Raw genomic sequence first — 26,098 nt, 5'->3', positions numbered from 1 at the left:
CTACCGTGGCTCCACGAGCTGTGAGGGAGTCCCATGACCAAGGTGCCGAGCGTCGTCAGGAAGGCGACCGTCAACCGCGTGACGATCCCCGTGTGGGAGCGCATGCACGAGCTGAGCGCACGGGCGACCCCCGCCCCCGCCAGCGGGGACTCGCCAGCTCAGGCGCTGCGCCGCGAGCGGGCGCGCTCGACCCGCCTCGAGCAGCGCCTCGAGGCCGTGCGCGAGCGTGCCGACCGCAAGTCGATCGAGGTCATCCGCACGCGCAAGACGCTGGGCCATCAGGCAAGCCTCGCGGCGATGCTGGCACAGGGCCTCGACCTGGAGACGGCGATCGTCACGTTCGCGCGAGCCTCGCACGGCGAGCTCGAGCGCGTCGAGAGCCGCGCCATCCTCCAGCGCCTGTACGGGTCCGACGGCCAGCGGGAGATCGGAGCCGTCGGGCTCGGGATCTTCCTTGCCGGCGACGGGCTCGTCGAGGCGTCGCTCGCCTACTTCCGTGAGGCGGGTGACGCTTTGGCGCGGCGCCTCGCGGCCGTCGAGTACCTCGACGTGTGGATCGCGCAGGACCGCGAGGCCGGCCTCGAGGCCTTCCGCGCGCACTGGGACGCCGAGCCGATCACTCGCCTCACGCGCCTGCATCTGCTGCAGGTGCTCGCGAAGCATCGCGCGCTCGACGACCTGTGGCCCCGCGTGGCGCAGGTCGCAGCCCAGGAGGAGCTCGCGCCCTCCCTGGAGGACGACGACGCCGAGCAGCTCGGGTGGTTCGAGCGGCTGCGCACCCGCGACGAGCCGTCGTACGTGGACGCCCCAGGCGTCGTGAACCTCGCGGTGATGGACTACACCCTGCTCGACAAGCGACGAACCTCGAGCAACCGCGGGGACTACGTGCAGACCCTCGCGGCGCTGTCGCACGTGCTCCGCTTCCAGGACGTCGAGTTCGTCGGCGACACCGAGCTCGCGCACTACCTGCAGGACCTCAAGGCCGACGTGCACGTCGACCGCCGGATCCACGGCGTCGCCGCCCGCGTCCAGCCGGTCGAGCTCGACCGCGACTTCGCGAGCGGGCGCGCGTATCCCGACGACACCTGGCTCATCTGCAACGGCTGGTTCATGCACCGCAGCTTCAAGGGTCAGCTGGACTTCCCGTTCCCCGACGAGGTCAACCCGATCATGATCTCGTTCCACGTGCAGGACCCGGACGTGCTCACCGCGGAGACGGTCGAGCACCTGCGCCGCCACGAGCCCATCGGCTGCCGCGACTGGACCACCGTGTACCGCCTGCGAGACGTGGGCGTCAGCGCCTTCTTCTCGGGCTGCGTGACGACCACGGTCGGCCAGGTCATCCCGCCGGCGGCCGGGCGCGGCGCGAACCGCCTCGCGCTCGTCGAGACAGCGCTGGACGCCGACAGGTACGCGGGGTGGAAGGTCGACGAGTTCACCCAGGTGGGCCCGCAGGTGCGCGACTTCTCTCTCGTGGAGGGCCTCGAGGACGCCCGGACCATGCTCGCGGGCTACGCGCCGTACGACGCCGTCGCGACCTCGCGGCTGCACTGCTACCTGCCCGCCCGCTCGATGGGCCTGCCCGTCGACTTCCGCCCCAAGAACCGTGCGGACGTGCGGTTCGAGGGCTTGCTCGACCTCAGCGACGACGAGCTCGCGGCCATCCGCGGCAGGATCGAAGGGCTCCTCGAGGTCCTGCTGCGCTCCATCCTGTCCGGCGCCTCCCGCGACGAGGTGCGCCGCCTCTGGGTCGAGCTCACGGCGGACGAGGTGGCCCGAGCCGAGCGCTACTGCACGACCTACGAGCCCGCCCCGGCGTCGTCCATCGACGTGCCCGCCGCCGTGGCGCGCCTGCGAGACACTCGAGTGCGCATCGGCCGCGTGCCAGCTGACCCAGCCACGGAGGTGCACGTGGCGCTCGCGCTCGACCAAAACCTCGAGCACGAGCTGCCGGTCGTGCTCCAGTCGGTCCTCGACCACACCGACCGCGACGTGACGTGCCATGTCATGACCCGAGGGCTCGGGCAGCCGTACCGCGACCGTCTCGCCGGCCTCTTCCCGGCCCTCGCGTTCGAGTTCTACGACTTCGACGCGATCGACTACGGCGCGGACGTCAACCTGCTCAAGCACATCTCGGTGTCCACGATGGACCGGCTGTTCCTGCCGGAGATCCTCGCGGACGTCGATCGCGTCGTCTACCTCGACATCGACATCCTGGTGCAGGCCGATGTGGGCGAGCTGTGGGACGCCGAACTGGGCGACAACGCGTTCGCGGCCAAGCGCACCCGCCTGCGGACGTGGGCGAACCTGGTGAAGCCCATCACGCGCGCGTCCCTGCGGTTCGAGCCGGAGAAGGCGTGGGACGTGCGGCGCAGGATCCACGACGAGTCGGTGCTGACCGCACGGACGTTCAACGCGGGCATCCTCGTCATCAACCTCGCCCTGATGCGCGCCGAGGACTTCACCGCGACGCACCTGTTCCTCGTCGAGTCGTGCGCCATGAACGATCAGGACGTGTTCAACATCTACTCGCGCGACAGGGTCGTCGAGCTCGACACGCGCTGGAACACGGTGCCGAGCCAGGACTTCGAGCCGGAGCCGTGGATCATCCACTGGGCGGGGCCGGCCAAGCCCTGGAACGACCACTACGTGCCGTTCAAGGAGCGGTTCGAGGCGACGCGTCGGGCGGTGGAGGCTCGCGGCTGACGGCCGCCGTCGAGAGCAGAGCTACGGCCGGTTGGCGAACCTCATGACGAGGTCCTCGTCGCCGCCGATGACCAGTACGTCGTCGGGGTGGATGACCGTCGCCTTGCGGCCGTACTCGAACTCGCCGTCGGGCGACATGACGCCGATCACCTGGACGCCGTACTTGTCGCGCAGCTGCAGGTCCGCGAGGGAGAAGTTGTGGGTCTCCTTGGGTGGGCGCATCTTGATGATCGAGAACGACTCGTCGATCTCGATGTAGTCGAGCATCCGGCCGCCAACCTGGTGGGCGACGCGGTAGCCGGACTCGGACTCGGGCAGCACCACGTGGTGCGCGCCGATGCGCTTGAGGATCTTGCCGTGCTCCTCGGAGATGGCCTTGGCCCAGATCTCGGGGACCTGCGCGTCGACGAGGTTGGCGGTGATGAGCACCGACGCCTCGAGCGAGGTGCCGACGCCGACGACGGCGGCGGAGAAGTCCTGGACGCCGGCCTGCTCGAGCGCGAGCGGGTCCGACGCGTCGGCCTCGACCACGGGGAACAGCTTCGAGTACCGCTCGACGAGCGCGGGGTCGCGCTCGATCGCGAGGACCTCCTGGTCCATGCCGTCGAGGGAGTTGGCCAGGGCGGAGCCGAAGCGCCCGAGTCCGACGACGAGGACGCCCGTGGCGGTGGAGTTAGCCAATGATCGGCCTTTCTGACGGGTAGCGGATGACGCGCCGCTGCTTGTTCAACGCTAGCGCCGCCGCGATCGTGAGCGAGCCGACGCGGCCCAGGTACATCATGACGATGAGGGTGGTCTTCGCGTCGGCGGGCAGCGATCCCGTGATGCCGGTCGACAGGCCGCAGGTGGCGTAGGCGGACACCACCTCGTAGAGAGAGCGGTCCAGCGGGATGTTGGTCTGCGCCATGAAGATGCCGGTGCCGATGATGATGATGAACAGCGAGATGAGGGTGATGGCGACGGCGCCGCGCAGCACCTCGGTGCCGATGCGCTTGCCGAAGGCCTCCATGTCGCGCCGGCCGCGCGCCTCCGCCCAGATGGCGAGGAGCAGCACGGCGAGGGTCGTGACGCGGATGCCGCCCGCGGTCGACCCGGAGCCGCCACCGATGAACATCAGCACGTCTTCGAGCAGCCAGGTCTGCTCGCGTGCCTGGCTCAGGTCGAAGGTGTTGAAGCCGCCGGAGCGCTGGTTGATGGACTGGAAGAAGATGTTGCCGATGGTCTTGGCGGACGAGTGGTCGCCGAGGGTCGCGGGGTTGGACCACTCGAAGATCGCGAGCAGCCCGGCGGAGATCACGGCGAGGATCGACACCATGACGAGCGTCAGCTTGGTGTGCAGCGACCAGGTGCGCGGCTTGCGCCAGCCGCGCACGAGGTTGAGGTAGACCGGGTAGCCGAGGCCGCCGATGAAGACGCCGAGGCCGATGGGGACGAGCATCCAGAAGTCGCCGGCGTAGGGGATGAGGCCCACGGGGTCGGGGGTGAAGCCCGCGTTGTTGAACGCCGAGATGGCATAGAACGCGGAGTAGCCGAACGACTTGGGGACGCCGTAGTCCAGGGTCAGGAAGCGCGGCAGCAGCACGAGGAAGATGACGATCTCGACCGTGAAGGACACGACGACGACCGTCTTGAGGAGCGACCGCAGGTCGCCGAGCCCGGCCGCGCGGGCCTCGCCGGCGGCGAGCAGGCGCTGGGTGAGCCCCAGACGGCGCGACACGGCCAGCCCCACGAGGGAGGCGAGCGTCATGATCCCGAGGCCGCCCACCTTGATGCCGGTGGCGATGATCGTGAGCCCCCACGGCGACCAGTACGTGCCCGTGTCGACCGTGACGAGGCCGGTCACGCAGACCGCGGAGGTGGCGGTGAAGAGCGCGTCGATGAAGGGCGCGCGGACGCCCTCGGTGGTCGCCGCGGGCAGCGACAGCAGGCCGGTGAACAGCAGGATCACCAGGGCGAAGCTGCCGAGCGCGAGGCGCGCGGGGGACAGCAGGACGGTGCGGTCGAACCAGTCGCCGGCGGCGGCTCGCGCCTCGCGCAGCGTGTCCATGCGACTCCTCATCCTCTGCCGCTTCCCGGGCAGGCCGTGGGGGGCGAACGGGTCCGCCTTCTCTCATCATCGGCAGGTTTCCCACACTTCACAACTGTCACTTCTGCCACTACAGTTGTGGAAGCGGACGGCCGATAGTTCTGCCGAACGCACACTGAGGGAGAACGGACACCACATGGCAGACAACGGCGCGTCGCGCACCACGTTTCTCACCGTGGCTGAGGTGGCGCAGATGCTGCGTGTCTCCCGCATGACCGTGTACCGCTGGGTTCACGCTGGCGACATGCCCGCCGTGCGCTTCGGTCGCTCCTTCCGCGTCCCCGCCGCGGCGGTCGAGACGTTCATGGAGCAGGCCGAGCTCCAGGGTGGTTTCCCGGCTCAGGATGACGACCGGCGCTCCGGCACGGTAGGATAGGTCGCTGTCTGTCGCGTCCAGCGCGCACTGGACGCCGTAGCACCATCGTCTATCCGAGGTAGGTTCCGTGGGTTCCGTCATCAAGAAGCGTCGCAAGCGTATGTCGAAGAAGAAGCACCGCAAGCTCCTTCGCAAGACGCGCCACCAGCGCCGCAACAAGAAGTAGCGTCCCGCCGGGTTCCCGGCCGCACGCACGCACACGCCCGTGTCACCTGATGGTGGCGCGGGCGTCGTCGCGTCTGGGGGAGTGCCGAGCCCGCGCATCGGCGCCGATGCGCTCGCAGGGTCAGCGGTCAGGCGTCGCGGCGCAGCAGGGTGCGCCAGATCGACCTGCCGCACGCGCGCAGCCCGCGGAACACCGCGAGCACGGCCCAGACCGTGCCGGTGACGGATGCCTTGACCACTCCGCGGCGGCCGGACTTGCGGCGCTTGCGGAACTCGCGGACGGGCCAACCGGCGTGCGCGGCGTGGCGGCGCAGCCGGGTGTCGGGATTGATCGCGCAGGGGTTGCCGACGGACTCGAGCATGGGTCCGTCGTTCATCGAGTCGCCGTAGGCGTAGGACCTCGACAGGTCGAGGCCGCGCTCCTCGGCGAGCTTCTCTACCGCCGCGGCCTTGGCCTCGCGGTGCAGCATGTCGCCCACGAGGCGGCCGGTGTAGTAGCCGCCCTCCTGCTCGGCGACGGTCCCCAACGCGCCCGTGACGCCCAGGCGACGCGCGATGACCCGACCGACCTCCACCGGCGTCGCGGTGACGAGCCACACCTCGTGCCCATCCGCGAGGTGCTCATCGATGATCGCCTTGGTGCCCGGGAAGATCCGCAGCGCCAGGACCTCGTCGTAGACCTCCTCGCCGACCGCGTTCATCTCCGCCGCCGACCAGCCCTTGATGATCGACAGGCCCTCGCTGCGCAGGTCGTCGATCTGCTCCTTCGACTCGCCGAACATCGTGTACTTCGCCTGCTCCCAGCCGAAGCGCAGGATGTCCCGCTTGCGCAGGTAGCCGCGCTGATGCAGGCCGCGCGCGATGTGGTACGCCGACGCGCCGCGGACGATCGTGTTGTCCACGTCGAAGAACGCGGCGATGCGCGTCGCGCCGCCGGCGTTGTCGGGGCCTGTCACCTGGCCAGCCTAGCGACCTCGGCTGAGAGCTCCGCACGTATCCTGGCCGCATGCCGGCCCGCGTCTCCCTCATCACCCGCGAGGGCTGCCACCTGTGCGCCGATGCGCGCGCCGTGGTCACCTCGGTGTGCGCCGATGCGGTGGTCGAGTGGCGGGAGGTCGACGTGGAGGCGAACGCTCGGCTGCTCGAGCGGTTCGGCGAGGAGGTGCCCGTCGTCATCGTCGACGACCAGGTCGTGGGCTTCTGGACCATCGACCCGGACAGGCTCCGTTCCGCTCTCGCGTGAGCCTGGGCGACAATAGACGCCATGCCCACGGTCCACCTGCTGCGTCACGGCCATGTCCACAACCCGGACAAGGTGCTGTACGGGCGCCTGCCTGAGTTCCGGTTGTCCGATGCCGGCCAGGCGATGGCGCAGGCCGTCGCCGACGACCTGGTGGCCCGAGACGTGCCCATCGGGCGCGTGATCGCGTCGCCGCTGCTGCGCGCGCAGCAGACCGCCGCCCCCATCGCCGCGGCGTTCGGCCTCGACATCGACACCGAGGACCGCATCATCGAGGCGGGCAACGTGTTCGAGGGCGAGCCGCTGCCCTCGGGCGCCAAGGACCTGCTGCGACCGCGCGACCTGTGGCGCATGCGCAACCCGTGGAAGCCCTCGTGGGGCGAGCCGTACGTCGAGCAGCGCGAGCGCATGTGGGCCGCGATCGGCGAGGCTGCGGCGGCGACCCCTGACGCGGACACCGTGATGGTGAGCCACCAGCTCCCCATCTGGGTCGCGCGGTTGTCGTACGAGCAGCGCCGCTACCTTCACGACCCGCGTTCGCGCGAGTGTGGACTCGCCTCGCTCACGAGTTTCCGCTTCGAGGGCGGAGAGCCCGTCGCCATGACCTACCGCGAGCCCGCCGCGCACATCGAGGTGCCCGCGTGAGGCGAGGTGCCCGGCTGGTGGTGTTCGCCGCCATCGTCATCGCCGTCGTGCTGTGGCTCGTGGCGTGCGCGCCCGGCGACGCCGCCCAGTCCCCGGGGTACGTCTCCGGCGACGGCACGGTCACCGAGTGGGCGGTGGGAGAGCGTGGCGAGCCCGTCGAGCTGACCGGGACCTCGTTCGAGGACGAGCCGGTCGACGTCGCCGACTTCCGCGGCCAGGCCGTGCTGCTCAACACCTGGTACGCCGCCTGCCCTCCCTGCCGCGCCGAGGCGCCGGACCTCGTCGCCGCCGACGAGCGCGACGACGTCCAGGTCATCGGCATCAACAGCCGGGACGATGCGGCCACCGCTCTGGCCTTCGACCGCACCTTCTCCGTGGGCTACCCGAGCATCGACGACGGCGACGGCAAGGCGACCGCGCAGCTGCAGGGCCTCGTGTCGATCAACGCGGTCCCCACCTCGCTCATCCTCGACGCCGAGGGCCGGGTCGCGGCGCGCATCGTCGGCTCTGTCGAGCCGTCGACGCTCACCGCGCTGCTCGACGCGGCAGCTTCGAGTGCTGTGGCCTCCGGGGGCGCCGCGCCTGACGCCGAGGCCGCCGGCTGATGCCCGGCGCGCTCGCGACCGGCCTCGGCTCCGACTTCGCCTCCCAGATCCTCACCGGCTCGCTGCTGGCCGCGATCCCGATCGCGCTGCTCGCCGGCCTGGTGAGCTTCGCGTCGCCGTGCGTCGTGCCGCTCGTGCCCGGCTACCTCGGCTACGTCTCGGGGATGGCCGGCGCCGATGCGGGGGGCAAGGCCTCGCGGCCTCGCCTGGTCCTGGGGGTGCTCCTGTTCATCCTGGGCTTCTCCGCGGTGTTCGTCACCCTCAGCATCGTCGTGACGGCGGCCGGCGCGCAGTACCGCGAGCAGCTCGACATCGTCACCCGCGTGCTGGGCGTGCTGGTGATCCTGCTCGGCCTCGCCTTCATGGGCGCGGTGCCGTTCCTGCAGAACGAGCGCCGGCTCCACGTCAGCCCCAAGGCCGGCCTCGCGGGCGCGCCGCTGCTGGGCATCGTCTTCGGTCTGGGGTGGGCGCCGTGCCTGGGCCCGACTCTGGGCGCGGTCCTCACGCTGGGCCTCAACGAGGGCACCGTGGCCCGCGGGTCTCTGCTCGCCGTCATGTACTGCCTGGGGCTGGGCCTGCCGTTCCTCGCGCTCGCGGTCTGGTTCGAGCGCTCGAAGCCGGTGCTCGCGTGGCTGCGCAAGCACCGCCGCGGCCTGCAGCTGTTCGGCGGCGCCATGCTCATCGTGCTCGGCATGCTGCTCGTGACCGGCCTGTGGTCCGAGCTGACGAACCACCTGCAGGGCTGGATCGACGGGTTCTGGGTGGCCGTCTGATGGCGCGCGTGAAGATCGACAACTACGCGTACGCGAACGTCCCGCGGCTGGGGTTCGTGGGATGGCTGCGATGGATCTGGCGCCAGGTCACGTCGATGCGCGTCGCGCTGATCCTGCTGATCCTGCTGGCGCTCGCGTCGATCCCCGGCTCGGTGCTGCCGCAGTGGCCGCAGGACGCGGCGAACACCCAGGGCTTCATCGACGAGAACCCCTTCTGGGGGCCGCTGCTCGACCGCCTGGGCTTCCTCGACGTCTTCGGGTCGGCGTGGTTCACGGCCATCTACCTGCTGCTGTTCGCCTCCCTCATCGGCTGCATCATCCCCCGCTGCCTCGTGTACTGGCGCGAGCTGCGGGCCCCCGTGCCCCCCGCCCCGACCCGGCTCGACCGCTACGAGCCCGTGACCGCATCGGCCCCCCAGGGTGCCCGGGTGGTCATGCGGAACGCCGAGTTCGCCCTGAGCCCCGAAGTGTCCCCGCGGTCGGGGGAGCGCGGCGGCCGCCAGTCGCGGCGCCTGGTGCACCGCCCTCGCCTCTGGCGCTGGTTCGCGGACTACCTCATCCGCGTCGACGAGCGCGAGCGCCGCGGCGACGACGCTGACAGCGAGCTCGCGCTGTCCGCCCACAAGGGCCACGTCCGCGAGCTCGGCAACCTCATCTTCCACGTCTCGCTCGTCGCGATCCTCATCGCGATGGCGACGGGCTCGATGCTGACGTACCGCGGCCAGGCCCTCATCGTCGTGGGCGACACCTTCACCAACGCCGTGGTGGCGTACGACTCGTACGAGTCGGGCGCGCTGTTCAGCGAGGACCAGCTCGAGCCGTGGACCCTGACGCTCGACGACTTCGAGGCCGAGTTCGACCTCGTGGGCCTGCCCACCGAGTTCACCGCGTACGCGACGCTCACGGAGCCCGGCCAGGAGCCTCGGCAGGTCGAGACCCAGGTGAACCGCCCCATCCAGGTCGAGGGCGCGAAGATCTACCTCCAGGGCAACGGGTACGCCCCGGTGTTCACCATCACGGACGCCGACGGCAACGTCGCCTTCGAAGGCGCCGTGCCGTTCCTGCCGCAGGACGACGTCTACACGTCGACCGGCGTCATCAAGGTGCCGGACGTCACGAGCGGCGAGCAGCTGGGCTTCACCGCGACGCTCCTGCCCACGGCCGTGGTCGACGGCGACACCGCCCAGTCGCTGCACCCCTCGCCGGCCAACCCCGTCATCTACCTGCAGGCCTACACGGGCGACCTGGGGCTCGACGACGGCGTCCCGCAGAACGTGTACGAGCTCGACGAGTCCCAGCTCAGCCCCGTCCGCGGCGACGACGGCCAGCCCCTCGTGGTCGAGATGCAGCTGGGGGACACCATCGAGCTGCCGGACGGCCTCGGCACCGTGACGTGGGAGGAGCTGCCGCGCTTCGCGGCGTTCGACCTGCGCCGCGACCCTACGCTGCCGTGGCTTCTCGGCTCGGCCATCGCCGCGCTCGTGGGCCTGTCCATGAGCCTTTTCGCGCCGCGTCGGCGCATCTGGCTGGTCGCACCGCTGAAGCCGCACGCGGGCCGGAAGACTACAGTGGTGGAGGCTGCGGCGTGGGCCCCCGCCCACGACACGGCCGTCCGCGAGGAGCTCGAGCGCGTGCTCGTCGCGGCCACCGGACGACTCACGGAAGCCGCCCCCACCCCGGAGGAACGATGAACGCCCAGGAGCTCAGCTGGCTCGCGCTGTGGGGCGCCGTCGCGCTGTACGCGATCGCGATGGTCGCCTCCTCGATCCACCTCGCACGCGTCGCGGACGCCAAGGTCGCCGCCAAGACCCGGGCCAAGGCCGCCGTCGCGGCCGGGGGAGTCGCGGACGAGAGGCCGGCACCCGCATCGGCGCTCCGTGCTGGCTCCGAGCCCGAGGTGCGCGTCCGCTCCCGAGCCGCCGGCATCGCCAAGTCGACGACCCTCGTGGGGGCCATCCTCAACGGCATCGGCGTTGTCGCGCGCGGCATCGAGGCCGGCCACGCGCCGTGGTCGACCATGTACGAGTACACGATCACCGGCACCTTCGTCGCCGTGGTGGTGTTCCTCATCGTGCAGAGTCGGCGCGACGTGTCCTACCTCGCGCCGGGCGTCACGGGGTTCGCGACCATCGCGCTCGGCATCGGCATGACCGTGCTGTACGAGGCCTCGACGGGCCTGCGCCCCGCGCTGCAGAGCTTCTGGCTCGTCGTCCACGTCTCGATCGCGATCATCGCCACGGGCGTCCTGATCGTCGGCGCGGTCGCGACCGTCCTGCAGCTCATGCGCGACTACCGCGACTCCGGCACCGCGTGGCTCCAGCGCTTCCGCTGGATCGAGGCCGTGCCCGAGCCCGCGAAGCTCGAGGCGCTCGCCTTCCGCCTGCACGCCGTGGGCTTCGTGCTGTGGACCTTCACGGTCATGGCCGGCGCGGTCTGGGCCGAGCACTCGTGGGGCCGGTACTGGGGCTGGGACCCCAAGGAGGTCTGGTCCTTCGTCATCTGGGTGATCTACGCCGCATACCTGCACGCGCGCACCACCCAGGGGTGGGCGGGGCGCCGCAGCGCCGTGCTCGCGCTCATCGGCTTTGTCGCGCTCATCATGAACTTCACCGTGGTGAACATCTTCTTCCAGGGCATGCACACGTACGCGTGACGCCCGGTCAGTTGCCTGCATGAAGATCGCGATGGTGCTGGACGACTCGATCGACCGTCCGGACGGGGTGCAGCAGTACGTCCTGACGCTCGGCGCGTTCCTGTCGCGCGCGGGCCACGAGGTGCACTACGTGTGCTCGTCGGCCACCCGCGACGACGTCACCGTCCACTCCCTCGCGCGCAACGTCGGCGTCACCTTCAACGGCAACGGCCTGCGCATCCCGCTGCCGACCTCGCGCGCGATGCTGCGGGACTTTCTCGAGCGCGAGCGCTACGACGTCATCCACGTCCAGATCCCGCACTCGCCGCTGTTCGCCTCGCGCGTGGTCGACGAGGCCCGCCGCGTCCAGGCCCGCACCGTGCGGATCGTCGGCACCTTCCACATCCTCCCCGACGGCGCGGTGAGCGAGTACGGCACCCGGCTGCTGGGCCGCTGGCAGCGGCGCAACCTCGCGAAGTTCGACGCGTTCTGCGCGGTGTCGCCGCCCGCCCGGGAGTTCGCCGCGCGGGCGTTCGGGATCTCCGCAGAGGTGATCCCGTGTCCCGTGGACGTGGACCGCTTCGCTGCCGAGGCCGCGGCGCGGCCGCGCGTGCGCGGCGCCGACGGCCGGCTCGTCGTGTCCTTCCTGGGGCGGCTCGTCGAGCGCAAGGGCGCCGTCGAGCTCGTCCGAGCGCTCGGCGCGGCGGTCGCTCCCGACGCGCTGTCACGCATCGAGGTGAGGATCGGCGGCAAGGGACCCCTCGCCGATGCGCTCGCTGGGGACATCTCCCGGCTGGGCCTGGGGGACCGGGTCGAGCTGCTCGGGTTCGTCGCGGAGGAGGACAAGGCCGCGTTCTACGCCGATGCCGACATCGCGGTGTTCCCGGCGACGGGCGGCGAGAGCTTCGGGATCGTGCTGGTGGAGGCGATGGCCTCCGGCGCCGGCGTGGTGCTCGCGGGGGCCAACCCGGGCTACCTGTCCGTGATCGGCGACCTGCCTGAGGTCAGCGTCGACGCGCGCGACACTGCCGCGTTCGGGGCCGCGCTGACGCGGCTCATCGAGGACGCCTCACTGCGGGCCGAGCTGCACGCCGAGCAGGCCGCGCGGGTGCGCCGCTTCGACGTCGCCGCCGTCGGCGAGCAGGTGCTGACGCTCTACGGCGCCTGACGCGTCGGTCAACCTCCGGCGTGCGCCGGGGTCGCCACGCGCGCGGAGAGCCTTGCTCGAGGGAGTCTCAGGCCTCGCCGCTGCTCTTGCGGCGCCGCTCCTGCTCCCGTAGCCACCGCAGGTAGTCGGGGTCGTCATCGGGGGCGATCGGCCCGGCGCTGCGCGGTCGCGTGCCGCCCGAGCGGCGCGAGAACTTCAAGAACAGCCACACGCCCGCGCCGAGGTACGGGAACAGCAGGATGATCGCGACCCACGCCCAGCGGGGCAGGCCGTAGGGGTCCTGGTCGGGGTGCTGGACGGCGTCGGCGATGCAGTAGACGGTGACGGCGATGTAGGCGCCAATGAACAGGACCCGGAGCATGGCTTCACTCTAACGCCGCGTACCCTGGTGCCATGAAGATCGTCGCCTACTGGGCCGCCCGCACCGGCATCTTCCTTGCCGTGCTCGCCGCGCTGGCCCTGGTCGGGTGGTTCGACATCATCGCCGTGATCGCCGCGCTCGTCATCGCGTGGCTCGTGTCCTATCTCGCGCTGCCCGGGCTGCGCCGAGACGCGCAGGGCCAGATGGCGCGGGCGATGGACGCGTCGCAGCGCGGCATCAAGGCCGCCGACGCCGAGGAGGACGCGGAGATCTCCGCGGACAGCCGCGGCGAGACGTCCCGCTAGATCGCGATCCCGAGGGCCAGCAGCAGGCCGTAGACGAGGCCCACGGCGGAGAGCCCGGCGAACACGGTCTTGAGCGTCGCCGGAGGCGCGCCGGCCTTCTCCTGCATCGCGCCGTCGACGCGCACCGCGATGGCGAAGTACAGGCTCGGCAGCGCGACGACGGTGGACAGCAGCGCCCACGGGTGCGCGAACGACACGAGGATCGAGCACAGCACCGGCAGCAGCACGACGGCCGCGAACAGCTGGCGCACGCGGAACGACCCGAGCTTCACCGCGAGCGTGCGCTTGCCGGCCGCGGTGTCCGTCTCGAGGTCGCGGATGTTGTTGACCATGAGCATCGCGACCGCGTAGAGCCCGACGCCCGTCGCCGCCGGCACCGCCCACCACGTGATCGTGCCCGACAGCACGTACATGGTGCCGAGCGTCGCGACGAGCCCGAAGAACACGAACACGCTCACCTCGCCCCAGCCGTCGTATCCGTAGGGACGGTTCGAGCCGGTGTAGGTCCACGCCGCCGCGATGGCGAGCGCTCCGACCGCGAGGAGCCAGTAGGTGCCGGTGGCGACCACGAGGAAGAGGCCGGCGAGGGCGCCGACGGCGAAGCTCACGATCGCCGCTGCCTTGACGGCCGACGGCGTGGCCTTGCCCGTCGCCACGAGGCGGTCGGGGCCGATGCGGTCGACGTCGGTGCCGCGGACGCCGTCGGAGTAGTCGTTCGCGTAGTTCGAGCCGATCTGCAGGGACAGCGCCACGACCAGCGCGATGAGCGCGAAGCTCACCTCGACGGAGCCGAGCGCCGCAGCGCTCGCGGTGCCGACGGCGACCGGCGAGATCGCGGTCCACAGCGTGCGCGGGCGGGCGCCGGCGATCCAGTCGGACGCGGACGTTGTCATGGTGCCTCCTCGGCGGCGCGCGCGGCGATCGCGCGCGCGGTGCTGCGATCGATCTTGCCAGCCGCGGTGCGTGGCACGGCATCCACCGCGAGGACGAACCGCGGTCGCTCGTGCGCCGGTACGGACGCCGAAGCGGCCGCCACCGCGTCCTCGACCTCGCCCGGGGCGGTCGCGGCGACCACGAGGGCGGCGACCCGCTCGCCCCACTCCCCGTCCGGCACCCCGACGACGACCGCATCGGCGATCCCCGCGTGGGAGAGCAGGGCGCGCTCGACGGCCGCGGGGTGGACGTTGAACCCGCCCGTGATGATGACGTCGTCCGCGCGGCCCAGCACCGTCAGCCGCTCGCCGTCCCAGCGGCCGAGGTCCGAGGTGCGGAACCATCTCTCGCGCTCGCGGTCGACGAAGGCGGAGTCGTCGCCGTCGGCGTAGCCCGCCGCGAGGGTCGGCCCCGCGAGCACGATGCGGCCGTCGCCGTCGACGCCCACGCCTACCCCGTCGAGCGGCACCCCGTCGTAGACGCACCCCCCGCACGTCTCCGTCATGCCGTACGTCTCGACCGCGTTGCTCGGAAGCGTCATGCCGGGAGGCGCGCCCCCGACGAGCACCGCGTCGAAGCCGGCGAGCGCATCGGCGCCCCGAGCGTCGGCGAGCAGGCGACGCACCTGGGTGGGCACGAGCGACACGTACCGCCTGCCGGGCGGCATCGCCGCCGCCGCGGCCGCGAACCGTTCCGTCGTGAAGGGGCCGTGGGGCACCGCGGCGAGGTGCGCATCGGCCCTCGCCGCCCTCACTCGCACCATCGCCCCGGCGACGCGCGAGTCGGGCAGCGCGAGCAGCCAATGGCCGGGGCCGCCGAGGCGGCCGAGCGTGGCATCGGCGGAGGCGATGAGCGCCTCCCGGGGCAGCAGCACCTCGCGGGGATCGCCCGTCGATCCCGAGGTCGGGGCGGTGATGCCCGCGGCGCGACCGGCGAGCGCCGCGTCGACGGCGGCGGCCGGTCCGCCGGCGAGCCGCGCGTACTCCATGGACTCAGCCTAGGACGCCTAGAATGGCGCGCATGAGAACCCAGCGCGTCGCGTCTGTGTCCGCCCTCGCCGCTCTCACTCTGGCGCTCGCCGCGTGCGCGTCGCCCGACGTCGAGTCCGGCCCCGCGACGACGCAGAGCGTCGACCCCACCCCGTCGCGCTCCGCGGCTCCGGCGCCGCCCGACGACCCGATGCCCGACGTGGTCTGGCCGCTCACCGGCGTCGACGCCGAGGGGGCCGACCCGGCCGACCTCGAGCGAGCCGCGCTGTCGATCAAGATCGAGAACACCCCGCAGGCGCGACCTCAGTCCAACCTGCAGTACGCGGACATCGTGTTCGAGGAGCAGGTCGAGTACGGCATCTCCCGCTTCGTCGCCGTGTTCCAGTCGGACATCCCCGAGACGGTCGGGCCCATCCGCTCGATGCGTCCGATGGACAAGAACATCATGGGGTCGATGGGTGGGCCCCTGATCTTCTCGGGCGCGCAGCGCGGCTTCATCAACGACGCCGCGTCCTCGGGCCAGCAGCTCATCGCCCAGGACACGGGCGGCTACGGTTTCTTCCGCGTCAACACCAAGCCGGCGCCGCACAACCTCCACGGCACCATGGCGGACTTCTACGAGCAGACCGACGCGACGGCGCCCGCGACGCAGTTCACCTACGCGTACCCGCCGGACGAGTCGAACGTCGTCGAGGAGGGCACGACCACCACGGCGATCGACATCAACGCCTCGCCGCGCATGCAGCCCGGCTGGGAGTGGAATGCCGGCGATGGCGTGTGGGAGCGCACCGAGTCGGGATCGGCGCACGTGACCGCCGACGGCACCCAGCTGTACGCGAGCAACATCGTGGTTCTGTGGACCGACCTGCGCAACAACTCCTCGGGCGGCGGCTCGGCCGTGCCCGAGACGATCGTCGTGACGGACGAGGGCACCGGCTACGTGGCCGTCGGCGACAAGTACATCCCCATCACCTGGTCGAAGGCCGGGCAGTTCGACCCCTACATCCTGGAGACCGAGTCCGGCGAGGCCGTCGAGCTGACCCCGGGCAAGACCTGGGTCGAGCTGGTGCCGCAGTCCGGCGGAGCAGGCAAGGGCACGGTCAGCTTCTCCTAGCAGCAGCGCTGGCACCACTTCTCCCGCACCTTAGCGTCCTAATGGTGCGTGGCTGTCGCTTCTGGGTGGCGCGCGTCACCTACTGGTGGCTGAGCGTCGCCCGGCCCCGCGAGGGCGCTGCTCAGTAGGCGTACGGGAAGCGCGTCCAGTCCGGGTCGCGCTTGGCGAGGAACGCGTCGCGACCCTCCTGCGCCTCGTCCGTCATGTACGCCATGCGCGTGGCCTCGCCTGCGAACACCTGCTGGCCGGCGAGCCCGTCGTCGGCCAGGTTGAAGGCGAACTTCAGCATGCGGATCGCCTGCGGCGACTTCGCCGCGACCAGCCGCGCGTACTCGAGCGCGGTGGGCTCGAGGCGGTCGTGCGGGACAGCCTGGTTGACCGCGCCCCAGCGCTCAGCGTCCTCGGCCGAGTACTCGCGGGCCAGGAAGAAGATCTCCCGCGCGCGCTTGTCGCCCACCTGGCGCGCGAGCAGCGCCGAGCCGTAGCCCGCGTCGAACGATCCGACGTTCGCGTCGGTCTGCTTGAAGCGCGCGTGCTCGATCGAGGCCAGGGACAGGTCCGCGACCACGTGCAGGCTGTGGCCGCCACCGGCCGCCCAGCCGTTGACGGCCGCGATCGTCACCTTGGGCATGGTGCGCATGAGGCGCTGCACCTCGAGGATGTGCAGGCGCCCGCCGTAAGCCGGGGCGTCCTCGGCGGAGCCCTCGTACAGGTACCCGTCCTTGCCCCGGATGCGCTGGTCGCCGCCCGAGCAGAACGCCCAGACTCCGTCCTTGTCGGCCGGGCCGTTGCCGGTGAGGATCACCGCGGCGACGTCGGGCGTCTGACGCGCGTGGTCGAGCGCGCGGTAGAGCTCGTCGACGGTCTGCGGACGGAAGGCGTTGCGGACCTCGGGGCGGTTGAAGCCGATGCGCACGGCAGGGAGGTCTCGCTCCTCACCTGAATCGCGCGACACCCACCGGTGATAGGTGATGTCGCCGTCGGCGAAGCCGTCGATCGCGCGCCACTGTCGCGCGTCGAACGTGTCGGAGACCTGGGCCGGAATCTCGCTCATGGCGTCAGCGTAACCGGGGAGCGGTCGGCGGAAGGGTGCGACTGCCATCCACCATCGGGTGACGCGAGCCGCGCAGAAACGACGCTCACGCACCATCACCGCGCTCAGGTGGGGCTGGCGGGTGGAACGCGGGCACGCAGCGAGCGGAGGTGCGTGGAGCTGGCGGGTGGCGCAGCGTGCGGAGTACGGGCACGCGTGGAGCTGGCGGGTGCGGCAGGCGCGTGCGGGTGCGGGCACGCAGGGCGCGGCCCTGCGGCGAGCAGGCGCGCCTTCGCGACCCCGCGTGGGGTCGTAGGCTGAGGCCATGGAGTTCCGGCCCTTCACCGTCGAGCTCCGCACCCGCTTCCGCGGCCTGACCAGCAGGTCCGGCGTGCTGATCCGTGGCACCGGCCCCGACGGAGCCGAGCACTGGGGCGAGCACAGCCCCTTCGCCGACTACGACGCCGAGCGCGCCGGCCGTTGGTGGACGGCGGCGATGGAGGCCGCCCGCGGTGGCTGGCCCGAGCCGGTGCGCGAGGACGTCGCCGTCAACAGCATCGTGCCTCAGGTCGACCCCGACGCGGCCCGCGACTACGCCACGGCCGGCGGCGCGACCACCGCCAAGGTCAAGGTTGCGGGAGGCGCGGCGCTCGCGGAGGACGAGGCCCGTGTCGAGGCCGTGGCGGACGCCCTCGGACCCTTCGGCGCGCTGCGCATCGACGTCAACGGCGGCTGGGAGGTCGACGAGGCCGTGCGTGCCATCGAGGCCCTCGAGCGCGCCGCCCGACGCGGCGGCCTCGCCGGAATCGAGTACGTCGAGCAGCCGTGCGCCACCGTCGACGAGCTCGCCGAGCTGCGTCGCCGCATCGACACCCCGATCGCCGCTGACGAGGCGATCCGCATCCCCGGCAACCCCGACGCGGTGCTCGCGGCCGACGCCGCGGACGTCATCATCCTCAAGGCGCAGCCGCTCGGCGGCGTGCGCCGCTGCCTCGAGATCGCCGATCAGGTCGAGCCGCGCCCGATCGTCGTCGCAAGCGCCCTCGAGTCCTCGGTGGGCCTCGCGGCGGGCGTCGCGCTCGCGTGCGCGCTGCCGATCGAGCCGCTCGCGTGCGGCCTGGGCACCGGTGCGCTGCTCGAGACCGACACCGTGCGCGAGACCCTCGTCCCGTCCGGCGGGCGCATCGGCCACGTGACGTTCTCGGGCCCTGACCGCCTGGAGGTGATCGCGTGAGCGCGAACCCGTCCGCCGCGTTCGCGAGGGAGCTCGTCGCGTCGCTCGCCGCTCGTGGCGTCGAGGACTTCGTGCTGTGCCCGGGCTCGCGCTCGGGCCCGATCGCGCACGCGCTCGCGGACGCCGGCGGCGACAGCCCGCCGCTCGGGGCGCCGCGCGTGAACCTCCACGTCCGCATCGACGAGCGCGCGGCCGCCTTCCTGGCGCTCGGCATCGCCCGCGGTCGCGCGGTCACCGGGTCCCCCCGCCCCGTCGCGATCGTGACGACGTCAGGCACCGCGGTCGGCAACCTCATGCCGGCCGTCATGGAGGCCCACCACGCGGGCGTACCGCTGGTGCTGCTGACGGCCGACCGCCCGGGCGAGCTCCGCGGCGTGGGTGCCAACCAGACCACGGACCAGGTGGGCATCTTCGGCACCTTCGTGCGCTGGAGCGCCGATGCGGTCGCGCCTCGCGACGGCGACGCGCCTGGCAGGGCGGCCGGGCTGGCCTACCGCGCCGTGGCGGTCGCGCTGGGCGACCCCGCGCGCGACGACATGACGGGCACCCCCGGTCCCGTCCACCTCGACCTCGAGTTCCGCGACCCCCTCGGCGCTGATGGTGGCGTCTGGCACGATCCGCCGGCCGTCGACCCGACGCCGTCGCTGGGTTCGCGCACCGTCGCGCACGAGCCCGCGCCGCCTGCGCTCCCGGGTGTCGAGCGCGGCGTCGTGATCGCCGGCGACGGCGCCGGCGAGGCGGCACGAGCGGTGGCCGAGGCTCACGGATGGCCGCTGCTCGCGGAGCCGACCTCCGGCGCCCGGGCCGGTGACGCGTGCGTCGCGGGCTACCTCCCGTTGCTGCGCTCGCCCGAGGGGCAGGCCCTCGCGGATCAGGTCCACCAGGTGGTCGTCATCGGACGCCCTACCCTGACGCGGCCGGTGCAGCAGCTCATCGCCCGAGCCCCGGCGCTCTACGTCGCCGCCCACGGCGCGCGCTGGCGCGAGGCGCCCCGCCACGCGGACCGCGTGCTGCGATCCGTGCCCGCATCCTGGTCCGCCCGCGACGATGGCCAGCTGGAGCTCGGAGACTCGGCGTGGCTCGCGCGGTGGCACGCCGCGTCCGCCGCGGTGACCGAGGAGGAGCGCCCGTGGGGCAAGCGCGCCATCGCGCGCACGTTCCTCGCTTCGCTGAGCCCGCGGTCGATCGCGCTGCTCGGCTCGTCCGGGCCCATCCGGGCCGTTGACGCGATCGCTCCCGCGTGGGCCCCGGAGGAAGCTCCGGTGCTGCTCGCCAACCGCGGTCTCGCGGGCATCGACGGCACCGTGTCGACGGCGGTGGGGCTCGCGCTCGCGGCGGGCCAGCCGGTCGCGGCGCTCATGGGCGACGTGACCTTCCTGCATGACGTCGGCGGGCTGCTGGTCGGGCCGCGCGAGCACCGGCCGCGGCTGCGGATCGTCGTGGTCAACGACGGCGGCGGCACCATCTTCGCCGGACTCGAGCACTCGCAGGCTGACGCCCGCAACGTCGAGCGCGTCTTCACGACGCCGCACGGCGCTGATCTCGGGTCGCTCTGCGCCGGCTACGGCGTCGGGCACACCGTGGTCCGCGGCGCCGATGCGCTCTCCCGGGCCCTCGCGGCCCCGCCGGTGGGCATCGAGGTCGTCGAGGCGCGCCTGCGCTGACACGCGAGGCACCCGCGGGCGCGGCGTGGCAGGGCACGGCAGGCTCGGCGACGCGGCGGCTCAGCCGGCCTCGTGCCCGGACGTCGGCCGCGCAGATCTGCGGCCGTGCGGCTCAGCCGTGGCGCCGAGCCGCGAGCACCGAGTCCCGCCAGAGTCGCTCGTGACCATCGGCGGCGCGCGTGGTGCGCTCGCGGATGGTCGCGGACACCTCCCACGCATCCCGATCGAGGGCGTCGGCCACCGTCGCGGCGTCGAAGGCTGCGTCGCGCAGGTCGGGATGGTCGGCGGCGTGGGGGTCAGTGGGGTGGTGGCCGATGACGAGCAGCATCCCGCCCGGCGCCACCGCGGGCGCCAGCGTCTCGACGAGCCACCGGCTGCCCTGCTCGGGGTGGGTGTAGAGCGAGGTCACGAGGTTGAAGCCGCCCGCGCCCTCGATGACGTCCTCGACCGGCGCATCGGTGAACGTGATGTGCTGGGCGACGCCCGCATCGGCCGCCAGCACGGCGGCGCGCTCGAGCGCCGTCGCGGACAGATCCACGGCCGTGACGAGCCACCCCTGCCCGGCCAGCCACACCGCATCGGCGCCCTCGCCGCAGCCCACCTCGAGAGCTGTGCCGGGCTCGGCCAGGTGCTCGATCTCGTCGACGAGCGGCTGGTTGGGCTGCCCGGACCACACTGCCGGCCTGGACTGGTAGCGCTCCTCCCACGACGAGCGGCTGAAGTCGTGCATGGGCTCGACGGCGGTGTGGGCGTGGGACTGGGACATGTTCGCCTCCACGGGGTGACGTGCTGCCTGGTGACGCTCGACCTGACATCTCCCACTGTGCCAGCATCCACCGACATTGGGGAGGGGCAACGTCAGACGCGGGAGGACAGGGCCCGGCGCATCGGCTCGAGCTTCGCCTCCGACTCCGCCCACTCGGCGTCTGGCTCGCTCGCCGCGACGATGCCGCAGCCGGCGAACAGACGCAGGCGCGTGGGGTCCTCCGCGGACAGCTCCGCGGAGCGCAGGCCGATGCACCACTCGCCGTCGCCCGCCGCGTTGATCCATCCGACCGGGCCGGCGTAGCGGCCACGGTCCAGGCCCTCGAGCTCGTCGATGACGCGCGCTGCCGTGAGCGTGGGCGTCCCGCACACCGCGGCGCTCGGGTGCAGCTCGCGCAGCAGCTCGAGCGCGCTGGCGTTGTGGCTCAGCACGCCCGTCACGTCGGTCGCGAGATGCATGACGTTGGGCAGGTGCAGGACGGACGGCTCCTCGGGGACGTTGACGGATCCGCAGTGGGACTCGAGCACCTGGGTCACCGAGCGGACTGCGTACTCGTGCTCCTCGCGGTCCTTCGAGGAGCGTGCGAGGGCGGCGGCGTGCGCGAGGTCCGCGACCTCGTCGCCCGTCGGCCGGATGGTGCCGGCGAGGACGCGCGACGTCACCAGTCCGTGATCGACGCGCGCGAGCAGCTCGGGCGTGGCGCCGACGAGGCCGTCGACGTGGAAGGTCCAGCAGCTCGGGTAGTCGGCGGCGAGCGTCGTGAGCAGCGAGCGCACGTCCACCGGGCCCTCGGCACGCGCCTCGACGGCACGGGCGAGCACGACCTTCTCGAGCTCCCCGGCGCCGATGCGCTCGACGGCCTGGGCGACCGCGCTCGACCAGGCCTCGCGGTCGCCGGCGTCGATCGTCACCGCGGGGACGGGCGGAACCTGGGTGTCGTGGGCGGCCACGTCGCCGAAGGCGGGCATCGCCGCGTGGCCGTCCTCGGAGATGACGGTGAGCCAGGCCTCGTCGCCGCGCAGGCCGACGACGTAGCGGGGCACCACGAGGGAGCCGCCCGCCGCCGAGCCGTCAGCGAAGGCGAAGGAGCCGAACGCGATCAGCCCGGTCCCGGCGCGGTGGACGTCGTCTCGGACGACGGCGTGCCGGGTGACCCGGCGCCACCAGGCGTCGGCCTGGTCGATCCGTCCGGCGCCCGCGGAGTCGAAGCGTGCGACCTCTCCCCAGGCGACCATGCCCTCGCCGCGGCGGATCCACGAGATCCCTGGCACCGGCATCGTCGCCAGCAGGTCCTCGGGGGGATCGATCGCGACGGTCCGGACGGTCAGCGGCCCGGGGGTCGCGGCTTGCACGCTCACCCGGCAAGACTACGTCGCTCCTGGCTCGCGCTTCGCCGCCGCCGGAGGCGCATCGCGGATCACGTGTGGAGACCCGCCCGCCGACGGATGTTCCCCGCGAGGGGGTGAGCATCGCTCCCTGCCTCGACCGCGGCGGGACTCGTACGGTGGAACCATGACCACCGAGAACACGATCCCGAATCTCACGCTCAACAACGGCGTCGTCTTGCCCGCGCTCGGCTATGGCGTCTTCCAGACCCCGCCCCACGAGACCGCGAAGGTCGTCGCGACCGCGCTCGAGACCGGCTACCGGCACATCGACACGGCCGCGTCCTACTTCAACGAGGCCGGCGTCGGCGAGGGGCTGCGCGCCTCCGGCGTCGGCCGCGAGGACGTGTTCGTCGAGACCAAGGTTTGGGTCAGCGACTTCGGCTACGAGGAGACCCTGCACGCCTACGTCAAGGCGGTCGCGAAGCTGGGTCTCGACTACCTGGACCTGCTGATCCTGCACCAGCCGCTGGCCACGATGTTCGACCGGACCATCGGCGCCTACCGCGCGCTCGAGCAGCTCTACGCCGACGGCAAGGTGCGCGCGATCGGCGTGTCCAACTTCCAGCTCGAGGACTTCGACAACCTGGCCGACGCGACCGAGATCGTGCCGGCCGTCAACCAGATCGAGCTGCACCCGTACGCCCAGCAGAAGCCGCTGCAGCAGCGCCACGCGGAGCTCGGCATCCTCACCCAGGCCTGGTCGCCCATCGGCGGCATCACCTTCTACCCCGGCTTCATGTCCGGCGAGACGGATGACACCCAGCGCAGCACCCTGGAGGACCCGGTGATCGGCGAGATCGGCTCAGGGCACGGCAAGACGCCCGCGCAGGTCATGCTCCGCTGGCACGTCCAGCAGGGACGCTCGGCGATCCCCAAGTCCGTCAACCCGGGCCGCATCGCGGAGAACTTTGACATCTTCGACTTCTCGCTCACGGACGACGAGCTCGACCGGATCGACGCCCTCGACACCGGCGCGAGCGCGTGGATGGCATCGGCCGAGATGGACGAGCGCTTCGTGAGCTTCGAGATCCCCGAGGCCTGATCAGCGCGCCTGACCTTGACGCCCGACTCCCCCGGCAGCCCGTGCGCGGCCGGGGGCGTTCGACGTCTCAGGAGTAGCTCTCGCGGCCCGTGCCGCGGGCGCCGCGCACCCTGATCCGGTCGGCGGTGCTCGTGAGCTCGCCGAGAACCTCCGGATCCACGTCGAGCGTCGCCGCGGCGACGTTCTCCTCCAGACGGCCGATGCGCCGGGTGCCGGGGATCGGGACGATCCACGGCCTCTGTGCCAGCACCCAGGCGAGGGCGAGCTGGCCCGGGGTCACGCCGACGCGCTGCGCGAGCTCCACGACGGCGTCGGCGAGCGGCGCGTTCGCCGCAAGCGCGTCTGTGGTGAACCGCGGGAAGAACGAGCGCACATCGCCGCGCCCGAACTGCTGTCCGGGCCGCACGGTGCCGGTGAGGAAGCCCTGGCCGAGCGGGCTCCACGGCACGAAGCCGATGCCGAGCTCGTCCACCGTGTCGAAGACCGCGCCCTCAGACTCCCGCGCCCACAGCGAGTACTCGTTCTGCACCGCCGCGAGTGGCATCACCGCGTGCGCCCGCCGGATGGTCGCGGCGCCCACCTCGGACAGGCCGAAGGCACCGACCTTGCCCTCGCGAGCGAGGTCGGCGACCGTCCCGGCCACGTCCTCCACCGCGAGCCCCTCGCCGAGCCGATGCGCGTACAGCAGGTCGATCCTGTCGGTGCGGAGCCGTCGCAGTGAGCCCTCCACCGAGGAGCGGATGTCGCGCTCCGAGCCGGCGCGCCAGAACTTGGTCGCGATGACCACCTGGTTGCGCACGGGCTCGAGGGCCTCGCCCACGAGCTCCTCGTTGGTGTGCGGCCCGTAGATCTCCGCGGTGTCGAACATCGTGACGCCCAGGTCGACGGCGCGGCGCATCAGCGTGATGGCGTCAGCGCGTGGTGGCGGCGTCCCGTAGTTCGCGCTCAGCCCCATGCAGCCCAGCCCGATGGGCGCGACGGTGAGCGCGCCGAGCCTGCGGGTGGCCGTCACCGGTCGATGTGCTTCTGCATCGCGGGGAGGTAGCGGTCGCCCGTGATCTGCAGCGGCGTCGCGACCTCGTCGATCTCGGCAAGGTCGTCGGCCGTGAGATCGACGTCGGCCCCACCAGCGTTCTCCTCGAGCCGCTCCACGCGTCGCGTGCCGGGGATCGGCACCGCCCACGGCTCGGCCGCGAGGATCCACGCCAGCGCGACCTGGCCGGGGGTCGCGCCGCGGCGCTCGGCGACGCGAGACAGCAGATCGACCAGACCCTGGCTGGACTCGATCATCTCCGGCGTGAAGCGCGGGAAGGCCTTGCGCCAGTCGTCCTCGCTCAGCGCTCCGGAGACGGAGCCCGTGAGGAAGCCCTTGCCCAGCGGGCTGAAGGGCACGAACCCGATGCCGAGCTCGCGAAGGGTCGGCAGGATCTCCTGCTCGGGCTCGCGCCACCACAGCGAGTACTCGCTCTGGAGCGCCGTGAGCGGCTGCACGGCGTGCGCGCGGCGGATGGTGTCCACGCCCGCCTCCGACAGGCCGAAGTGGCCGACCTTGCCCTCCTCGATGAGGCCCTTGACGACTCCCGCGACATCCTCGATGGGAACGTCGGGGTCGACCCGGTGCTGATACAGCAGGTCGATGTGGTCGGTGCCCAGGCGCCGCAGCGAGCCCTCCACCGCGGCGCGGATGTGGTCAGGGCTGCTGTCGAGCTCGCCGTGTCGCTCGCCGGTGTCGGGGTCGATCGCGAAGCCGAACTTGGTCGCGATCACGACCTGGTCGCGCACGGGGGCGAGCACGCGCCCGACCAGCTCCTCGTTCGTGAGCGGCCCGTACGCCTCGGCCGAGTCGAACAGGGTGATCCCGCTGTCGACGGCGGCCCGGATGACGTCCGGCGCGGTGTCGGGGTCCCGCAGCATCATGCAGCCTAGGCCGATCGCCGAGACCTCCAGTCCGCTCGTTCCCAGCTGACGTGTCTTCATGATCTCTCCTTCGTCGAGGTGGTCCTGCCAGCCAAACCCAGTGCCGCGGTCACAGCATCCCGACAGCGGACAGCCACGACCGCACGCTCGACAGCGCATCGGCCGCCTCCTCGCCGCGAATCGCGAGCCCCTGTCCCAGCGTCGCGTCCGGGCACAGCCGCGCGTAGTCGTCGAGCACGCTGCCGAAGCCGCTCACCGCATAGGTCACGAACGGCAGCACGGTGACGCCGGCGAAGGCGTCCATGCCGTCGATGAACGTGCGCATGATCATCGGCTCCTGCATGGCCCACACGGGGCTGCCCAACAGCACGACGTCGTGGACGCCGACCGGAGGCAGGGAACGCGCGATCGCCGGTCGTGCATCGGCCTGGACCTCGGCCCAGTTGCGTTCGACGGTCGGCTCGTACCCGAACGGGTACGGCTCGGCTGCTTCGATGCGATACGTGTCGACGTCGACCAGGTCCGCGATCATCCCCGCGACGAGGTCGGTGTTGCCGACCTCGAGCACGCGCCTGCCTCCGTTCCAGTAGTTCTCACCCGCGCGCGAGAACGAGGCCATCAGGACTCGGCGGTGATCCTGCTCCGGCTGGTCGGAGGGCGTGTCCGCGGGCTCGGCGCTGGTCGTTCGGGATGGCTGCGTCTGGGATGGCAGCGTCTGGGGTGGCGGTGGCGTCGAGCCGGGCGTGAGCGCCCGAGCAGACGGCGAGGTCCGTGACGGCGGCGTGGTGGGTGCACAGGCAGCAAGGATGCCCGCGGCACCCGCTCCCAGTCCCGCGCGCAGAAGCGCGCGGCGGGCGAAGCGGCCAGTCGCCATCGGGCCTCCCTTCGCCTGGCGTGACGGCGCGCTCGCGCCGGCGGCTCTCTCCTCTCGACGGTACGTCCGGTCCGCGGGGCGA

Annotated in this window: 27 protein-coding genes; 15 read left to right on the top strand and 12 right to left on the bottom strand. The window is 72.0% G+C overall.

What is annotated here, in order from left to right:
- Positions 1-33 precede the first annotated feature (33 nt).
- Positions 34-2,706, top strand: a complete 2,673-nt coding sequence (locus B7K25_RS07950) for a glycosyltransferase family 8 protein (protein ID WP_084105184.1) — start codon at positions 34-36, stop codon at positions 2,704-2,706.
- A gap of 21 nt (positions 2,707-2,727) precedes the next feature.
- Here B7K25_RS07950 and B7K25_RS07945 read toward each other — a convergent pair whose 3' ends face one another.
- Positions 2,728-3,387, bottom strand: coding sequence for a TrkA family potassium uptake protein (locus B7K25_RS07945; RefSeq protein ID WP_084105183.1), 660 nt, complete (start codon positions 3,385-3,387; stop codon positions 2,728-2,730).
- Positions 3,380-4,753, bottom strand: coding sequence for a TrkH family potassium uptake protein (locus tag B7K25_RS07940; protein ID WP_144018926.1), 1,374 nt, complete (start codon positions 4,751-4,753; stop codon positions 3,380-3,382). The genes B7K25_RS07945 and B7K25_RS07940 overlap by 8 nt, the downstream gene beginning before the upstream one ends.
- Positions 4,754-4,928: 175 nt before the next feature.
- Between B7K25_RS07940 and B7K25_RS07935 the strand changes: the two genes are divergently transcribed.
- Both B7K25_RS07935 and B7K25_RS07930 read left to right on the top strand, forming a co-directional pair.
- A complete protein-coding gene (locus B7K25_RS07935; protein WP_084105181.1) occupies positions 4,929-5,168 on the top strand; it encodes a helix-turn-helix domain-containing protein in 240 nt (79 codons plus the stop codon).
- A 67-nt stretch (positions 5,169-5,235) separates the two neighbouring features.
- Entirely contained in the window at positions 5,236-5,334 is a 99-nt protein-coding gene (locus B7K25_RS07930; RefSeq protein WP_005504750.1) for a 30S ribosomal protein bS22, read from the top strand.
- A gap of 127 nt (positions 5,335-5,461) precedes the next feature.
- Here B7K25_RS07930 and B7K25_RS07925 read toward each other — a convergent pair whose 3' ends face one another.
- On the bottom strand, positions 5,462-6,289 hold the full coding sequence (locus tag B7K25_RS07925; protein ID WP_084105180.1) for an HAD family phosphatase: 828 nt from the start codon (positions 6,287-6,289) through the stop codon (positions 5,462-5,464).
- 50 nt (positions 6,290-6,339) lie between these two features.
- Between B7K25_RS07925 and B7K25_RS07920 the strand changes: the two genes are divergently transcribed.
- Genes B7K25_RS07920 through B7K25_RS07890 form a run of 7 tightly spaced genes read left to right on the top strand, consistent with a single transcriptional unit; the run spans position 6,340 to position 12,396 of the window.
- Positions 6,340-6,576: a glutaredoxin family protein gene (locus tag B7K25_RS07920; protein WP_084105179.1), complete on the top strand. Its 237-nt coding sequence runs from the start codon at positions 6,340-6,342 to the stop codon at positions 6,574-6,576.
- A gap of 21 nt (positions 6,577-6,597) precedes the next feature.
- The gene (locus B7K25_RS07915) at positions 6,598-7,218 is read left to right on the top strand and encodes a histidine phosphatase family protein (RefSeq protein WP_084105178.1); all 621 of its coding nucleotides are present in this window, start codon (positions 6,598-6,600) and stop codon (positions 7,216-7,218) included.
- Positions 7,215-7,823 carry a TlpA disulfide reductase family protein gene (locus tag B7K25_RS07910; RefSeq protein ID WP_084105177.1) on the top strand — a complete coding sequence of 203 codons (609 nt, stop codon included), beginning with the start codon at positions 7,215-7,217 and terminating at the stop codon, positions 7,821-7,823. The genes B7K25_RS07915 and B7K25_RS07910 overlap by 4 nt, the downstream gene beginning before the upstream one ends.
- Positions 7,823-8,596, top strand: a complete 774-nt coding sequence (locus tag B7K25_RS07905) for a cytochrome c biogenesis CcdA family protein (protein ID WP_084105176.1) — start codon at positions 7,823-7,825, stop codon at positions 8,594-8,596. Before B7K25_RS07910 ends, B7K25_RS07905 begins: the two co-directional genes overlap by 1 nt.
- Entirely contained in the window at positions 8,596-10,287 is a 1,692-nt protein-coding gene (locus tag B7K25_RS07900; RefSeq protein WP_084105175.1) for a cytochrome c biogenesis protein ResB, read from the top strand. Before B7K25_RS07905 ends, B7K25_RS07900 begins: the two co-directional genes overlap by 1 nt.
- Positions 10,284-11,249, top strand: coding sequence for a c-type cytochrome biogenesis protein CcsB (gene ccsB / locus B7K25_RS07895; RefSeq protein ID WP_084105174.1), 966 nt, complete (start codon positions 10,284-10,286; stop codon positions 11,247-11,249). The genes B7K25_RS07900 and ccsB overlap by 4 nt, the downstream gene beginning before the upstream one ends.
- A gap of 19 nt (positions 11,250-11,268) precedes the next feature.
- A complete protein-coding gene (locus B7K25_RS07890; protein WP_084105173.1) occupies positions 11,269-12,396 on the top strand; it encodes a glycosyltransferase family 4 protein in 1,128 nt (375 codons plus the stop codon).
- A 67-nt stretch (positions 12,397-12,463) separates the two neighbouring features.
- Here B7K25_RS07890 and B7K25_RS07885 read toward each other — a convergent pair whose 3' ends face one another.
- Positions 12,464-12,757: a PLD nuclease N-terminal domain-containing protein gene (locus B7K25_RS07885; protein ID WP_084105172.1), complete on the bottom strand. Its 294-nt coding sequence runs from the start codon at positions 12,755-12,757 to the stop codon at positions 12,464-12,466.
- A gap of 32 nt (positions 12,758-12,789) precedes the next feature.
- Between B7K25_RS07885 and B7K25_RS07880 the strand changes: the two genes are divergently transcribed.
- A complete protein-coding gene (locus B7K25_RS07880) occupies positions 12,790-13,062 on the top strand; it encodes a DUF4229 domain-containing protein (RefSeq protein WP_084105171.1) in 273 nt (90 codons plus the stop codon).
- Here the strand turns inward: B7K25_RS07880 and B7K25_RS07875 are convergent.
- Both B7K25_RS07875 and B7K25_RS07870 read right to left on the bottom strand, forming a co-directional pair.
- Positions 13,059-13,955 (bottom strand): 1,4-dihydroxy-2-naphthoate polyprenyltransferase, encoded by an 897-nt coding sequence (locus tag B7K25_RS07875; RefSeq protein WP_084105170.1) that lies wholly within the window; start codon positions 13,953-13,955, stop codon positions 13,059-13,061. The two genes, B7K25_RS07880 and B7K25_RS07875, sit on opposite strands and share 4 nt — an antisense overlap.
- Positions 13,952-14,983 carry an AMP-binding protein gene (locus tag B7K25_RS07870; RefSeq protein ID WP_084105169.1) on the bottom strand — a complete coding sequence of 344 codons (1,032 nt, stop codon included), beginning with the start codon at positions 14,981-14,983 and terminating at the stop codon, positions 13,952-13,954. Before B7K25_RS07870 ends, B7K25_RS07875 begins: the two co-directional genes overlap by 4 nt.
- A 32-nt stretch (positions 14,984-15,015) precedes the next feature.
- On the opposite strand from B7K25_RS07870, the gene B7K25_RS07865 reads away from it, so the two are divergent.
- Positions 15,016-16,098, top strand: a complete 1,083-nt coding sequence (locus tag B7K25_RS07865) for a DUF3048 domain-containing protein (protein ID WP_159450160.1) — start codon at positions 15,016-15,018, stop codon at positions 16,096-16,098.
- A 121-nt stretch (positions 16,099-16,219) separates the two neighbouring features.
- Here B7K25_RS07865 and B7K25_RS07860 read toward each other — a convergent pair whose 3' ends face one another.
- Positions 16,220-17,152 (bottom strand): 1,4-dihydroxy-2-naphthoyl-CoA synthase, encoded by a 933-nt coding sequence (locus tag B7K25_RS07860; protein ID WP_084105167.1) that lies wholly within the window; start codon positions 17,150-17,152, stop codon positions 16,220-16,222.
- 304 nt (positions 17,153-17,456) lie between these two features.
- Here B7K25_RS07860 and B7K25_RS07855 point away from each other — a divergent pair, with 304 nt between their 5' ends.
- On the top strand, positions 17,457-18,365 hold the full coding sequence (locus tag B7K25_RS07855) for an o-succinylbenzoate synthase (RefSeq protein ID WP_084105166.1): 909 nt from the start codon (positions 17,457-17,459) through the stop codon (positions 18,363-18,365).
- Positions 18,362-20,029: a 2-succinyl-5-enolpyruvyl-6-hydroxy-3-cyclohexene-1-carboxylic-acid synthase gene (gene menD, locus B7K25_RS07850; protein WP_084105165.1), complete on the top strand. Its 1,668-nt coding sequence runs from the start codon at positions 18,362-18,364 to the stop codon at positions 20,027-20,029. The genes B7K25_RS07855 and menD overlap by 4 nt, the downstream gene beginning before the upstream one ends.
- A gap of 112 nt (positions 20,030-20,141) precedes the next feature.
- Here the strand turns inward: menD and B7K25_RS07845 are convergent, their stop codons facing one another.
- Both B7K25_RS07845 and B7K25_RS07840 read right to left on the bottom strand, forming a co-directional pair.
- Entirely contained in the window at positions 20,142-20,795 is a 654-nt protein-coding gene (locus B7K25_RS07845; RefSeq protein ID WP_144018925.1) for a bifunctional 2-polyprenyl-6-hydroxyphenol methylase/3-demethylubiquinol 3-O-methyltransferase UbiG, read from the bottom strand.
- 92 nt (positions 20,796-20,887) lie between these two features.
- A complete protein-coding gene (locus tag B7K25_RS07840; protein WP_234988124.1) occupies positions 20,888-22,153 on the bottom strand; it encodes an isochorismate synthase in 1,266 nt (421 codons plus the stop codon).
- A gap of 154 nt (positions 22,154-22,307) precedes the next feature.
- Between B7K25_RS07840 and B7K25_RS07835 the strand changes: the two genes are divergently transcribed.
- Entirely contained in the window at positions 22,308-23,225 is a 918-nt protein-coding gene (locus tag B7K25_RS07835) for an aldo/keto reductase (RefSeq protein WP_084105164.1), read from the top strand.
- Positions 23,226-23,292: 67 nt separating this feature from the next.
- Here the strand turns inward: B7K25_RS07835 and B7K25_RS07830 are convergent, their stop codons facing one another.
- Genes B7K25_RS07830 through B7K25_RS07820 form a run of 3 tightly spaced genes read right to left on the bottom strand, consistent with a single transcriptional unit; the run spans position 23,293 to position 25,761 of the window.
- The gene (locus tag B7K25_RS07830) at positions 23,293-24,180 is read right to left on the bottom strand and encodes an aldo/keto reductase (protein ID WP_084105278.1); all 888 of its coding nucleotides are present in this window, start codon (positions 24,178-24,180) and stop codon (positions 23,293-23,295) included.
- Between the two features lie 53 nt (positions 24,181-24,233).
- Complete coding sequence (locus tag B7K25_RS07825; RefSeq protein ID WP_084105163.1) at positions 24,234-25,202, bottom strand: aldo/keto reductase; 969 nt, start codon at positions 25,200-25,202, stop codon at positions 24,234-24,236.
- A 49-nt stretch (positions 25,203-25,251) separates the two neighbouring features.
- Positions 25,252-25,761, bottom strand: a complete 510-nt coding sequence (locus B7K25_RS07820) for a flavodoxin (RefSeq protein WP_234988123.1) — start codon at positions 25,759-25,761, stop codon at positions 25,252-25,254.
- Positions 25,762-26,098 lie beyond the last annotated feature (337 nt).

The organism is Demequina sp. NBRC 110056 (assembly GCF_002090155.1).
In the GTDB taxonomy this organism is placed as follows: Bacteria; Actinomycetota; Actinomycetes; order Actinomycetales; family Demequinaceae; genus Demequina.
The sequence above is the reverse complement of the archived record's forward strand: the minus strand, read 5'-3'. Positions and strand labels throughout refer to the sequence as shown.